Genomic DNA, 13,587 nt, shown 5'->3' on the forward strand with positions numbered 1-13,587 from the left:
TCAAGCAAAACCACGGAGAGCGTTTTCCCTTCAGGCCATTGTTGATTCGTTGTTTTTTTGCTCCCCGGCAGGTGGGATGGAGGCCAGGGAAAAGCTGATTCGTTTCGTTGCCAGGTCAACATGATCAAGGCGTGCCTCAATACGGTCGCCCAGCTGATACATTCGATTGGTGGACTGGGCGATCAGGCGATAGCGACGGCTATCATGCAGGTAGTAGTCATCTGTCATGGTCGCTACGGGAATCATACCACTAATAAAGGTTTCATCCAAGGTCAGGAAAAGGCCAAAAGAGCTTACGCCAGAGATGATTGCCGGGAAAATTTCACCAACACGGTCCATGAGGAAAAGGGCGGAACAACGTGCATGGACATTACGCTCGACCTCAATGGCCTTGCGTTCACATTGAGAGAGGTGAATACCCGCCTCTGCCAGGTCTTGCCCCCTCTGCGGTGTTGGCCGAGCCTCTTCCTTCAACAGCCAGGCTTGCAGGACCCGGTGGGCGACCAGGTCGGGGTAACGGCGGATCGGCGAGGTGAAATGCAGGTAGTACGGGGCGGCAAGTCCAAAGTGGCCAACATTTTCCGGTGCGTATCGGGCCTGTTGCATGGTGCGAAGCAGCAGGTTGTTGACTATATAGTCGGATTGGGTGTCTGCCACCTGGCTAATCACCTCACTGAACCAGGCCGGATTCACCTCAGAGCGGGGCAGGGTTATCCCCAGGGCTTTGGCCGCATCGGTGAATGTTTCGAGTTTGCCCGGATCGGGACGCTCGTGAATTCGGTATAAAACCGGTTTTTGTGCCTTGGCAAGCGACTCGGCCACCGCTTCGTTGGCGGCCAGCATACAGTCTTCAATCAGCAGGTGAGCCCGGTTACGCTCGGCCAGTTTTATTGAGCTGACCTGATCATCCTGCAGGCTGACCACCGGTTCGGGGATATTAAACTCAAGACTACCCCGTTCAAGGCGTCTTTTTTTCAGGAGCACAGTCAGTTGGTCCGCCCGCTCAAGCATGGGGAGCAGGGCTTGAAATTCCTCGCGCACCTGAGGGGTTTTCAGGTACAGCAACTCATTGATGATTGTGTAGGTAAAACGCTGTTTACTTTGAATTAAGGATTTGCAGTAGTGCTCACCAAGCCTTTTTCCTGTGTGGTCGTAGCGGAGAATGGCTGTAAATGCCGGTCGTGGCTGATGAGGAACCAGGCTGCAGAGATCGTTTGACAGGCGCTCGGGGAGCATGGGTAAAACGCGGTCGGGCAGATAGACGCTGGTACCGCGCAGGTAGGCCTCCTGATCAATGGCAGAGTTGGGGCGCACATAATGGCTGACATCGGCAATGGAGACATAGAGGGTGTAGCCCTCATTCGTGATTTCAACGCAGATGGCATCGTCAAAATCCCGAGCAGTTTCTCCGTCAATGGTGACATGATCCAGATGACGCAGGTCTTTTCGCCCCTCTTCACATTCTACAACCGGGGTAAGTGCAGCTGCCTCTGCTATGACTGCAGCGGAAAAATGATCGCGCAGGGAAAACTGGGTAATGGCCATGCGGATCTGCACTCGGGCACTGCGCGCATCACCCAGGATTTCAGTAATACGGCCACTTGGGCCCTGACGCTCTACTCCGTAATCGGTTATTTCAGCCACCACAATCACACCGTCCTGGGCATTGGCGCTGTCTTTGGGAGCGATGGTCACTGTATAGGGTAAGCGATCGTCATCCGGTGTGACAAAGTCACCAAAGGTGCTGCCGTTATATATACCGCAGACGCTTGTCACTGCGCGTTCCTCGACAGCAAGCACCCTCCCTTCCCGTCGTCCGCGACTGGAAGGTATCAGCACCAATTGCACCGTATCTCCATGGCTGGCACTGCCAAGATTATGAGGGGCAATGAACACATCCTTGCCCTTTTGTGCCTGTTCTCCCTCTAAAACGGCAAAACCATATCCTTTACTGGTCAATTCGACCGTGGCCCGCAAGGATTGGGGGGCGGCACCGGAGGAATATTTTTTCCCCTGCTTCTCTATTTTTCCACTTTCCAGAAGTGAGGTCAGAGCCTTGTGCAAGGCAGAGAGTTGACCACGGGAAATAAAGAGCTCCCTGGCTATTTCCTGCAGTCCCAATGCCTGTTGCCGTTCACCAAGCAAACCGAGAACTGAAGTTTGCAATGACCCGGAGGGCTTTGACCGTGGGGTGCTGCGTTTGCGTTTTTTTCGTGAGGCTGCAACTGTCTTTTTTTTGCGATGAAATTTTCCAGCCATCTTTTAATCCTTGCTTAGGTTAACTTCTGGAGTTCAGTCCATTGCGCCAATCAGGTAAAGTTTTTTCTGAGTCAGGCTGGGGCAATGCATTGCTTTGTGTATGCGTGCTTGATTGTTCGAAAATAGAGAGTGAAATGCGCGAAGCTTTTTTTAAGAGCGACACTATTTGCTTTGTCCACGGGGGTGTCTCTGTTAAGGTACAGTTTGGTTTTTGGGGCGGAAACTTTTATTGTACTCGATTTCGTTTTTTTAAAAAGTAAAAGCCAAGGCAGGCTGGAAAGAGGATGCATTACACTACTTTTGATCTAGAGGCGTACCGCCGGGTCATGCTTGATTTTATCGGCGACGGACCGGAATCACAGGTGTTCTGGAAGGCTCTGGATTTTGCTGTTGACGCCCACGGAGACCAGTGGCGCCGTTCGGGTGATCCATACATTATGCATCCCTGTTCGGTGGCTCGTATTCTGGCGGAAGAACTGGATTTGCGTAACCCCGAGATTTTGGCATCTGCACTCCTGCACGATACGGTTGAGGATGTTGAAGAGATCACCGATGAGGTTATCCGCGAACAGTTTGGTCCGACGGTTGAGGCCATTGTCGAGGGATGTACCAAGGTAACCCATTACTCCGGTGATCGGCAAACCTTTAAAAAATTGGTGCACCGCAAAATTTTCAGTGGGGCCGCAGCCAAGCTTGAAGTTATGATCGTTAAGTTGGCTGATCGTCTGCATAATCTGCGTACCCTTGCCAGCATGCCCAAGCGCAAGCGACAAAAAATTGCCGATGAGACGCTTGATATTTATGCGCCCCTGGCCACAATACTGGGGCTTTTTGCCATTAAACGCGAGCTCTATAATCTGGCCCTGGCCTATAAGTTTCCGCGGCAGGGGAGTCGCTTGCAGATGCACATCAACAGTCTGCGCAACGATCCTACCGTGCTGGCCATTGTTGATAATGTCCAGAAGGCCATAGAGGAAGAGGGGCTTAAGGGAACGGTCACCTTGCGAACCAAAGGCCTCTGGGGCTACTATGATGTGCGCAACCATATTCTTATCAAAGAGATTGAAAGCCCTCAGGAAATGCTCATCCTTATGGACACCCGGAGTGAGTGTTACCAGGCCCTCGGGGTGCTCAATCGAATTTATCCTCCCATTCCCCGCACCATTCGTGATTTCATCGCCAGCCCCAAACCCTCCGGCTACCAGGGGCTGCATGCCCGGCCTAATATCGATGGCCGCAAATACCTCTTTAAAATCAGAACCAAAGATATGGCCCGCCGTGCCCAGCGGGGCATGATTCGCGAATGGACCAGCGACACCCGCATTAATAATCGCTACTTTCGTGAAATTCAGGAGATGTTCGATATTCTCGGCAGCGATGATTCCGTTTCCTACCGAGACATGATCGCTGCCAGTGGCCGCAAGGAAATTTACACCTACACACCCCAGGGGGATCTGATCTGCCTGCCGGTGAACTCGATCCTGCTGGACTTTGCCTTTCGGGTACACACAGCCATTGGCCATACCTGTATCGGCGGGATGATCGGCAAGCAAAAGGTCAAGCCCGATCAACAACTGCGCGATGGCAGCGTGATCAAAGTTCTGCGGCAGAAGGACGAGGTGAACTTTGATCCTGCATTGCAGATGCTCTGTCAAACACCCAAGGCGCGCTCCGAGCTGTCCAAGGCTTTTCGCAAGCGACGGGAGGCGGTCTCTCGCCAGATTGGTGCTTCCGTGCTTTCCCAGGAGTTACGTAGGTACGGGGTGCCGTTTGAGGTGCTGGAAAAGGAGGAGATGGTCGATATCATGACCTACTTTGGAATAGATTCTTTGGATGAACTCTATCTCCAGGTAGGTGAGGGGCGGGTGCGTTTACGGGAATTGATCTATGAAATTCGTAACGGCCTTTATGTGGGGCGCCCAACCCTGTTTCAGCCCACCGGCGTTTTTAACCGGGTGGATTTGGTAACTCTTGACCCGGTGGTCCTTAAGTCTTCAGCCTGTTGTAAACCCGGCCCTCTGGATAAGGGGGTCATTGGACTTTTGAGTGAACGTGGTCTTTCGCTCCACCGCAAGGACTGCAGCCAATTGCAAAAAGTCAAATTTCAGCGGGAAGACGCAGTGGAAGTGCGGTGGAAGCTCAAAGGCACGCGTATAGAGAAGACGCAACGGATTATCGTGATGCAGGCCACGCGCAACAGGCTATTGATGATGCTCTCTGTTGCTCCTGAGGAGATGAAGGTGACAGATATTGTCTATCTGGGGAAAGGCGCATCGGCAGTCGGTGACTGGGAGGTGCATTTCCAGGTGGCCAATTTGTATGGTTTAAAAAAAGTTGATCGCCATTTCGAGCGATCAGGATTGCTGTATGATTTTGAGCTTGAACATTGAAAAGTTGAATCCGGGGTGTCTTCCCTGATGCGTTTTAAATCTTGACACCTACTTTGTGGTGGTTAGGATAAGAGGGGAAGGGGGCTTGGATTACTCCTGTGGCGGTTTCTTTATGACTGTGGTGCTTGTAGTGCCGGCAGCCTCTTTCCATTGCTTTCTTTCCTTAATGGTGTTTGCCTGGATCTTCTGTTGGTCTTCCGGGTAAACACCATTTTTTTTGGGGCAAGCAGTCATCGATGTGCAGTTCGAGTTGTTCCTGGAAGGCCTCGCGCGAGAGTTCGCGGGCACCAAAGCGGAGCAGGTGGGCCGTGGTCATCTGGCAGTCGATCAGGCCAATTTCTTTGTGGCGGGCTAGCTGAATCAGATGGGCGAGTGCCACCTTGGATGCATTGCTTACTCGGGTAAACATGGACTCGCCAAAGAACATGCGATCCAGGCAGACCCCATAGAGCCCTCCCACGAGTTTTCCCTCCTGCCAGCATTCAATCGAATGGGCGAATCCGTATCGATGAAGTTCCAGATAGGCATCCTGCATCTCGGCTGTAATCCAGGTACCATTTTTTTCACGCCCCGAAGCAGTGGCGCAGCCTGCAACAACCTCGGCAAAGGCGGTATCGGCCGTAACGGTAAAGGCTCCCGCTCGCAGAGTTCTTTGTAACCGTTTGGAGAGGTGGAATTCACCGGGGAAAAGAACCAGCCTTGGGGCAGGCGACCACCAGAGAATCGGATCCCCCTCGGAGTACCAGGGAAAGATGCCCATGCTGTAGGCCATGATCAGCCGTTCCGGGCTTAAGTCTCCCCCCACGGCAAGCAGGCCGTCATCTTCGGCAAATTCTGGCGAGGGAAAAAGGAAGGCTTCGGAGAGGCGGAAAACAGGCATGATGGTTGTGTTCGAGTTGAAGGGAAATAATCCTCGAAATCCTACAGCTAAAACGAAAAAAGGCAAGCCCGAAGGCTTGCCTTTTTGCATTGAATGTCGTGTTCTGTGGTTACATGTTCTTGCGGCGACGGGCCATGCCAGCCAGTCCGGCAAGGCCGGTACCGAAAAGCAGCATGGTTGCTGGTTCGGGAACGGGGTCTGAAGCTGGATCAATCGCAATATGACCGTTTATAATGTCGTTACCACAAGACATGGTCCATAAGGTATCCAATGTGAACCCTGTGGCTTGCCAATCGCTGCCTAAGATTACGGAAAGGTCTAATTGGAATATTGCGTAGTAGGACTCAATGTTTGAGGTACTATATGGTTCAGTCGTCCCGATTAACCCGCCTGAAAGAGTCTCTCCCTCAGCCTTATAAGGTGTAGTGTTCCCAAAGCTTGTCACGGGGGTTGTTCGAGAAATTTCTACCAATTTTTCACCGCCATCGTATAAACCATCGTCTCTCCACTTAGAGTTACCGATATCAATAGCATATTCGTAACTGGTTGCGCTCCCATCAAACGAGAGGAATAAATCGCCAGCAAAGTACCAGCTACCATTGTAATACTGCCTCCCATTTAACAAATTAAAACCGCTCTGTAACCCGAGATAAAGCGTATCCCCCACTGTTTTGTAGAAAAAATACTCTGCATCAAAAGCCTGCCCACCATATCCTGGATCGACATAACCATATGTGCCAACCCAATCTTCAGAGTGGTCGCTAGGCTGAACAGTAATGTCTTGGTAATTATTACTAGGCGAGGAGAACACAGGCGCAATATCGGCAAAAGCTGGTCCTGTGCTTGTAAAAACAAATATAGCTGCTAAAAATAAGTGATTTTTTTTCATCTCGGTCCCTCGTTTTATTAAATGATGTAGAATGAAAGCAAAAGCTGGGCCGTTTTGTTTTTTAGGGCCTTTTTTTTAGTGGTATTTGACTGTAATTAATGTGAAAATTTATGTTGTTCGTAAGGTGCTCTTCCTTCTGGATCTATAGGTGCGTTTCAATTCAACGGGTTTGGCTCGGAAAAGTGGAATGTTTTATTCGGGAATCCGGAATTGCTAAAGTCTTGCGGTCACTTGCCGTGGAAATTTTGTCCGAGGAGCTTCTGCTTAAAGGAATAATGAGGGAGGAAAGAGGCTAAAGCTTTCTTTACGAATTACTTGAAAACGGTTGATGGAAAACCACAAAGTGGTTGATTGTGTCAATCACGCAGGTACTTATAAAGATTATTAAAAAACTATCTGTCTCGAATTGGAGACAGGTTCATGGGATTCTCTTGTATTCTCACTCTCATCAATATCATGCACCTGCTTAACACGGAGAATCTCTTCAGCAAGCGTCCTGCTGCCCTTTTTTTCCGTTGATCCCCTCGATTATGATTTTCTCCTGCTCGGAATCGCATTCTTCCGGTTCTGAGTGTTAGATGTAGTTGAATATGGGATACAAAGTGTCCAGCCATTGTGTCCGGCATTGGTTTGTACTAATGATGAGTTCTTTGAAATTGAGAGTGTCAACTCCTTCCAATTGACTTGCCCTCTATTTTCGGGCATTGTCCTTTGTATGTAGATTTACAGTGTAAATAAAATTTTTGATCCTGTTGGCCTGTTGATTGGTACGCCTAAATGCCATAAGACGCAAAAGCGAAGAGCCCCATGTATATTGAACACTATGCTTTAACTCATGAGCCATTTCCGAAATCCAATAATCCAGATATTTTTTTTACGGAATCCCGGACATGGCAGGTGTATCAGTCTCTAGTGGTCGACATTTTGGCTGGTAAATCGCTGCTGAAGCTGGTGGGGCCGGAAGGTTCGGGCAAATCGCAGCTTCTCTGCATGCTGGTCCACCGCTTACCGGCATCTCAGCAGGTTATTTTGCTGGATCCATCAGCCGGTTCCTTTGCGGCCTTGCTCCATCATATTTGCACCTCACTTGGTGTTTCTCTGGAAAACTCCCCACGTACGGAGGAGGCTGTTGCTGCGATTCGAGACAGCGTCAATAAGCTTCGTCAACAGGAAAAACGCGTTGTTTTGCTGATGGATGCAGTAGAGCAACTCTCTGCCGAGGTAGTCTCAGCTCTTGTAGACTTTGTAAAAGAAGGGGGAGGAAATGCAGGGGTGAGCCTGGTTCTCTCTGGTCGCCAGGGATTGGATACAACTTTGGAGCAATTGGCAGACCAGGGTGAAGAGCCAGTTTTTGCAGAAAACTATACGCTGGAACCATTGACCGAGAGTGAGACCCGGCAGTACCTGCGTTTTTGCGCAAGCGAGGCAGGCATGTCCCGAGCGGATTACGCCGAAGTCTTTACGGACAGGGTGGTAACCAAGATTTTTAAATCTGGCCAGGGCAATCTGCGCCTGATTAACATTCTGGCTGAGGAAGTGCTGCAGAATGTTTGTGCGGAGAAATCGTTTATGGTTCTCCTTGATCAGGTTGATCCCGAAACAACAGAAACCTCGCCTCTCCCCCCCAATCGCTGCGCTCGGACCGCCGCTCTTTTTCGTTCCTCCCCTCTCCTGGGAGGCGGTTTCATCGCCTTTGTTGTTTTTGCATTGGTACTGGGGAGCATGTTTTTGCGCACACAGGATGCCCCAGTAACACCACCAGAAACTATGACAGCCAGCAGTGTTTTAGAGCCCCAAGTCGGAGCCACTGACACCCCAGCCACTCCTCCCAGGCACTCCAATATTGAAAAAGGGAAAGCGCTTTTGCAAGATCGAACAGCAGCCAGTGCTCGATGGTTGAGCGGAGAGCTGCAGGAGAAGTATACCATTCAACTGATGATGCTTTCCTCATCGTCAGCCGAGTATAGTCTGGCCAGCACCCTGGCATCCGATGACTACGCACCGGTGCTTGACCTGGTGTATGTGTTGAGTAATCAAGAGACTCCGCCCTCCATTTTTGTCTACTACGGCGTCTATGATACCCTTGATGCGGCACGTGAGGCACGGAATACCATGCCTCTTTTTCTGCAACAGCAGGGACCCTATCCACTTGCAATCGCTGATGCCGTCGAGAAAGTCAAAACGGAATAGTTCATGGCTCCTGTTTTCTTCTTTCCCCATTTTTCGAAATTTTAACTGAAGCATATGGCCCTGATCCGATGCTTTTTGAGGTCTTTATGAAAGTTCTGCTTGCTAATCCCCGCGGTTTCTGTGCCGGAGTCAACCGCGCTATCTCCATTGTTCATCAGGCATTGGAGCGTTTTTCACCTCCTGTCTATGTCCTCCATGAGATCGTCCATAACACCCACGTGCTCGAGGAACTCCGTGATCGGGGAGCCATCTTCGTTGAAGAGCTGGAGGAGATTCCAACTGGTGCCGTAGCAATCTTCAGTGCTCATGGCGTTTCCAAGGCGGTTGCCCGGCAGGCAGAGAACTTGGGGCTGCGGACTATTGACGCCACCTGTCCCCTGGTGTCCAAGGTGCATCGGCGCATGATTCGGCTGTATAATCAGGGCTACGATGTCTTGGTGATCGGTCATAAGGGGCATCCTGAGGTTGAGGGAACCTGTGGTCAAGTTGAGGGAAATGTACAGGTGATCTCAAAGGCGGCTGAGGTGGGGGGCCTTCAGGTCCGTGATCCGGAAAAGGTTGGCTATGTCACCCAGACCACCCTCAGTGTTGATGATACCGAAGAGATGCTTGACGCTCTGCGCATGCAGTTTCCCCTGATTTCCGAGCCTGAGCGCACAGATATCTGTTACGCGACCACCAATCGTCAGAAAGCTGTGCGCAGATTGGCGGATCAGGTGGATCTCATTTTAATCGTGGGCTCAAAAAACAGTTCAAACTCCAACCGATTGCGTGAGGTGGCCGAGCTGCGGCAGACTACGGCTCATCTGATTGATGATGCCAGTGAAATCAACCCGGACTGGTTGCAAGGTGTGCATACTGTCGGTATCAGTGCGGGGGCTTCAGCTCCGGAACATCTGGTTACTGGAGTCATCGAGTGGCTCAATGAGCAGGGGCCAGTGAGCGTAGAGGAGATGGAAGGCGAAGAGGAACATATCAGTTTTCTTGTGCCCGATTTTGAAGAAGGAGCCTGAATTTTTTTGAATACTCTTTACTGAGAATTGGGTGGGCATGTCTTGTAGTGTCCACCGTAATCTCAGCCCCGCCTCACCTGAGCAGCTCTTCAACGGAGACCAGCTCAACTTCGTTCAGTTTTTCTTGGGCACAGGAAGCAAGGGCGGTGACCATCGCCTGATTGGGATGCCCAATGGCGATGGCATTCTTTTTTTCCCTGGCAAGTTCTGCCACCTGACCAAGCCGCTTGCAGATCGCGTCTACATTTTGCTCATTATCTAAAAAAATATTGCGTTTGGCCGTGGGAATTCCCATTCTCCTGGCTGAGCTCAAGCCAAGAGAATTTCCCGTAGTGTAGGAATCAACAAAAAAAAGATGGTGTTGCTGGACAATACCCAGCACGATTGCCATCTTTTTTTGTTCTCGAGTAAAGCGAGATCCCATATGGTTATTGGCTCCACGGGCCTGGGGGACTGCTTCCAGCATTTGTTCCACTTTTCTCTCAAGCTCTTCCTGGGAATCCTTTGTGTATAGCGTCACGGGTTCTGCTTTCCATTTGTCGGATTGCGGTTCCATGGGCATGTGTACCAGGATCGTGCGGTCCATTTGCTGGGCCAGGTGGAGGAGTTCCTGGGTATGGGGTGCCTGGGGGAGGAAGGAAAAATTCAAAGGAAGTTGCAGGCGGAGTAATTTCAGGCCAATCCTTTTATTGTAGCCCATGTCATCGATGATAAGAGCGACTTTAGGGCGGCTTATTTGATCAACAGGCTGTGTGGAGGCAGGGGGAGAAGATTTTTGAGGTTCTCCCTGAGGGAGCAGTTCAGCGACGCGTTGATCATGAATCCGTATACCAGGTGAACCCGTCTGGCGAAGCGTTGATGCTTTCTGAGCGATATGCCAGGGGGGAGCAGGAGGCACGGCAAGCCGCACCGGTGCCAGGAGAAGCACCAGAACAGCAGTGATGAAGAGAAAAGCCCTGAAGAAGAAGCGAACCAGCACAAAAATGAAAAATTATTTATTGCGGGAGAGTATATAGCCCGCCAACAGATTGAGCAGTTCTATTTCTTCTTGAGAATGTTGCGTGGATGCAAAGGGCGCAAGCGCTTCGGTCGCCTCAAGGGAGAATTCGCGGGCGGCCTGGGCGGCAGTGGCAAAGCCCTGGTAGCGTTCGATCAGAGTGTATAACTGTTGGTAGGCCTCTTGGGAGCTGCGGTCTCCGGCAAAGAGTTGTTCCAGAACTTTTTTATCTTCGTCAGTAGCCCGAGCGTAGGTGTGGAGGATGGGCAGGGTTAGCTTGCCCTCGACAAAATCATTGCCCGTGGTCTTGCCTGTTTGTTCGCTTTGCCCCTGAAAATCCAGCAGGTCATCAACCACCTGAAAGGCAGCTCCAATGCGATGGCCATAGGTGGCCAGCGCCTCTTTTCGGGGGGCATCAGCTCCCGCAAAAAGGGCTCCGATGGCGCAGGTGGAGGCAATCAAGTTACCGGTTTTTTGTCTGATCACGTTGTAATACTGCTCTTCACCGGTGTTCATGTCGGCAATATAGCGCAGTTGCTCAAACTCGCCGTTGACCATGGATCCGGTGGCCTCGCAAAATATTTCAAGCCCCTCTGCACCGGCAAGCTTTCCAATCAGATACATGCTGCGCGCATGCAGCCAGTCACCTGCCAGAATGGCGGCTTCCAGACCGAACTGGGCGCTGACAGTCGTTTTGCCACGTCGCTTGGGGGCATGATCAATCACATCATCATGGACCAGAGTCGCCACATGCAGGTACTCAAAGGCCGCCGCCAGCAGGTAGAGATCACTATCATCCCGACCACAACAGCGGGAGCAAAGGACAGTGAGCAGGGGACGAATACGCTTGCCGCCACTAAAAAGGGCGTGTTCGAGCACTTCCCCTAAAAGGGGATCACAGCCCTTGAGAGCCAGGGCGAGGTCTTCGCGCATGGCAGCTTCAACCTGGCTGGCCACAGAGGCGGCCATGGCGCGGAGGGGGGTAAAATCAGGGATTGAGGTCATGAGTACAGGTGTTCAAAAAATGCTGCGACCTCATCCATCTCACGGGTCAGGGGGCTAGGTGGCAGGCTTTGACGGAATTGACGACCATATCCCTTGGTGAAGAGCCGAGTATCTAAAAGAGCAATGACTCCGCGATCTTCGGCGGTCCGCATAAGCCGCCCAACTCCTTGCCGCAGGGTGAGGATAGCTCTGGGGATCTGAAATTTTATAAAGGGATTGCCGCCAAGTGCTTTTATACGATTTACTCGTGCCATAATAACAGGGTCGCTGGGGACTTCAAACGGTAATTTGTCAATAACGACCAGGCTCAGCGCTTCTCCTGGAATGTCTACCCCCTCCCAGAAGCTGGCCACCGCCAATAAAACTGTCTCGGTTTGGCGGCTAAATGTCTCGAGAAGACGTCGCCTGGGGGCATCCCCCTGGACCAAAAGCGGGTAGGGCAGGCGTCCTTCGAGAAAGGAGGCCGCACGGTCCATGGCCGCAAAAGAGGTAAAGAGACAGAGACTGCGTCCCCTGGCATGGTGGATGAGCTGTTCCAGGTTCTGGTGGATAGCCTCCACGTAACCCGGCGCGTTGGGCTCCGGGCAAGAGGGGGGCGGAACGTAGATCAGGGTACGTCCTGCATAATCAAAGGGAGAGGCCAGGGAGAGTGTTGGTGTTTCCGAACTCAATCCCACTCGATCAAGAAAATAGGTGAATTTGCCTCCTGTAGTCAGGGTGGCCGAGGTGAAGATGCAGTGGCGTACCGTGGAAAACAGACTCGCCTGCAGCTCCAGGGCCACGTCGACCGGGGTGGCGCAGAGGGTCAGGTTGCGCTCGCTGCGCTCAAACCAATAGGTAAACGGGATTTCTTCGGCTGGTAGATCATCAAACTGTTCTGCAAGCAAGCGCTCCAGGCGGGCGGTGAGATCCTGGGTACGGTCCAGATATTGCCGCCAAACAGAATCCCCCCCGCCTAGCGGATCAAGAGCTTCCATCAGGTGGTTGAGCGCTGCGTGCAGGTCGTTGTGGGCCTGACGAACCGAGGGCTGCTCGATGATTTCAGTCGTGAGCGGAAACCGGCCCCGTTCCATGGGGAAAACAGCGGCAAAGCGTTCAACGCTGTTCAGCACACGGCCGATTGCTGTGAGCAACCTACTGAGAGTTCCTTCAGAGAGTTCGCTCTGGGCACTCCGTTCGAGATCGGCTGCCAGGTCAACGACCTGATAGCGGGAAAAGCTGAAACCAAAAAAGGAGGTCGCGACCTGCTCCACATGATGCGCTTCGTCAAAAATGACACTCTCGTAACGAGGCAAGACCTCGCCATAACCGGAACGGCGTACGGCAAGATCGGAAAAAAGCAGGTGATGGTTGACGATCAAAACGCGAGAGTTGGCCGCATCCCGCCGCAACCGGTTGAGAAAACAGTCCATGGCCTCTGGGCAGTTGGCGCCCAGACAGAAATGAGACTGACAACAGATTTTGTGCCACAGGGGGGAGGAGCCGCTTAACCAGTCCAGTTCGGCACGCTCACCATAAAAAGTCGTCGGAAGCCATGCCTCCAGCCGTTCTTTTTCTTCTGCTTCCAGGGCGCCATCGGCACGTTCCGTCAGCAGCTGGTGGTAGCGATAGAGGCAGAGGTAATTTTGTCGCCCTTTGACGCAGAGTGCGTTGAGTCCCGGATCAATGTGTTTGAGGATGAGCGGGATCTCTTTGAGCAGAATCTGATCCTGCAGATTCCTCGTGTGGGTGGAAACGACCACTCGTTTACCACTGAGCACAGCAGGAATCAGATAGGCAAGTGTTTTCCCCAGTCCCGTCTCCGCTTCAATCACCAGGCTGGCAGCCATCCCCTCCGAGGGGTCATCCCCGGCCATAAGCAGATCATCGACAGCCTGGGCCATGCGCAACTGATCGGGTCTGCACTCATACCCTGCTAATTTTTGAGCAAGAATGCCCTGGGGGCCAAAAAACTGCTCCATCTG

At 51.9% G+C, this 13,587-nt stretch carries 9 protein-coding genes; 3 read left to right on the plus strand and 6 right to left on the minus strand.

Translation table 11 applies throughout. The annotated features are described in order from the left end of the window. Positions 1-30 precede the first annotated feature (30 nt). The gene (gene rnr, locus JWJ90_RS18485; RefSeq protein ID WP_205228700.1) at positions 31-2,259 is read right to left on the minus strand and encodes a ribonuclease R; all 2,229 of its coding nucleotides are present in this window, start codon (positions 2,257-2,259) and stop codon (positions 31-33) included. 284 nt (positions 2,260-2,543) lie between these two features. Between rnr and JWJ90_RS18490 the strand changes: the two genes are divergently transcribed. Then, positions 2,544-4,649, plus strand: a complete 2,106-nt coding sequence (locus JWJ90_RS18490) for a RelA/SpoT family protein (RefSeq protein ID WP_205228701.1) — start codon at positions 2,544-2,546, stop codon at positions 4,647-4,649. 163 nt (positions 4,650-4,812) lie between these two features. Here the strand turns inward: JWJ90_RS18490 and aat are convergent, their stop codons facing one another. Together aat and JWJ90_RS23310 are read right to left on the minus strand one after the other, a co-directional pair. Further along, a complete protein-coding gene (gene aat / locus JWJ90_RS18495; RefSeq protein WP_205228721.1) occupies positions 4,813-5,529 on the minus strand; it encodes a leucyl/phenylalanyl-tRNA--protein transferase in 717 nt (238 codons plus the stop codon). Positions 5,530-5,638: 109 nt separating this feature from the next. Beyond that, positions 5,639-6,418: a PEP-CTERM sorting domain-containing protein gene (locus JWJ90_RS23310; protein ID WP_240195033.1), complete on the minus strand. Its 780-nt coding sequence runs from the start codon at positions 6,416-6,418 to the stop codon at positions 5,639-5,641. A gap of 897 nt (positions 6,419-7,315) precedes the next feature. Here JWJ90_RS23310 and JWJ90_RS18505 point away from each other — a divergent pair. Continuing rightward, positions 7,316-8,608, plus strand: coding sequence for an AAA family ATPase (locus JWJ90_RS18505; protein ID WP_205228702.1), 1,293 nt, complete (start codon positions 7,316-7,318; stop codon positions 8,606-8,608). An 86-nt stretch (positions 8,609-8,694) separates the two neighbouring features. Further along, positions 8,695-9,621 carry a 4-hydroxy-3-methylbut-2-enyl diphosphate reductase gene (gene ispH / locus JWJ90_RS18510; protein ID WP_205228703.1) on the plus strand — a complete coding sequence of 309 codons (927 nt, stop codon included), beginning with the start codon at positions 8,695-8,697 and terminating at the stop codon, positions 9,619-9,621. 73 nt (positions 9,622-9,694) lie between these two features. Here the strand turns inward: ispH and JWJ90_RS18515 are convergent, their stop codons facing one another. Genes JWJ90_RS18515 through JWJ90_RS18525 form a run of 3 tightly spaced genes read right to left on the minus strand, consistent with a single transcriptional unit; the run spans position 9,695 to position 13,584 of the window. Continuing rightward, positions 9,695-10,600: a divergent polysaccharide deacetylase family protein gene (locus tag JWJ90_RS18515; RefSeq protein ID WP_205228704.1), complete on the minus strand. Its 906-nt coding sequence runs from the start codon at positions 10,598-10,600 to the stop codon at positions 9,695-9,697. 12 nt (positions 10,601-10,612) lie between these two features. Next, positions 10,613-11,623, minus strand: a complete 1,011-nt coding sequence (locus JWJ90_RS18520) for a polyprenyl synthetase family protein (RefSeq protein WP_205228705.1) — start codon at positions 11,621-11,623, stop codon at positions 10,613-10,615. Next, on the minus strand, positions 11,620-13,584 hold the full coding sequence (locus JWJ90_RS18525) for a DNA repair helicase YoaA (RefSeq protein ID WP_205228706.1): 1,965 nt from the start codon (positions 13,582-13,584) through the stop codon (positions 11,620-11,622). The genes JWJ90_RS18520 and JWJ90_RS18525 overlap by 4 nt, the downstream gene beginning before the upstream one ends. Between the last annotated feature and the right edge of the window lie 3 nt (positions 13,585-13,587).

The sequence above is a fragment of the Desulfobulbus rhabdoformis genome, assembly GCF_016919065.1.
Lineage (GTDB): Bacteria > Desulfobacterota > Desulfobulbia > Desulfobulbales > Desulfobulbaceae > Desulfobulbus > Desulfobulbus rhabdoformis.

Excerpts from the sequence above, each read along its gene's own strand:
- JWJ90_RS18520 (WP_205228705.1), bottom strand. The coding sequence starts at position 11,623 with ATGACCTCAATCCCTGATTTTACCCCCCTCCGCGCCATGGCCGCCTCT.
- JWJ90_RS18490 (WP_205228701.1), top strand. The coding sequence starts at position 2,544 with ATGCATTACACTACTTTTGATCTAGAGGCGTACCGCCGGGTCATGCTT.
- JWJ90_RS23310 (WP_240195033.1), bottom strand. The coding sequence starts at position 6,418 with ATGAAAAAAAATCACTTATTTTTAGCAGCTATATTTGTTTTTACAAGC.
- rnr (WP_205228700.1), bottom strand. The coding sequence starts at position 2,259 with ATGGCTGGAAAATTTCATCGCAAAAAAAAGACAGTTGCAGCCTCACGA.
- JWJ90_RS18525 (WP_205228706.1), bottom strand. The coding sequence starts at position 13,584 with ATGGAGCAGTTTTTTGGCCCCCAGGGCATTCTTGCTCAAAAATTAGCA.
- aat (WP_205228721.1), bottom strand. The coding sequence starts at position 5,529 with ATGCCTGTTTTCCGCCTCTCCGAAGCCTTCCTTTTTCCCTCGCCAGAA.
- ispH (WP_205228703.1), top strand. The coding sequence starts at position 8,695 with ATGAAAGTTCTGCTTGCTAATCCCCGCGGTTTCTGTGCCGGAGTCAAC.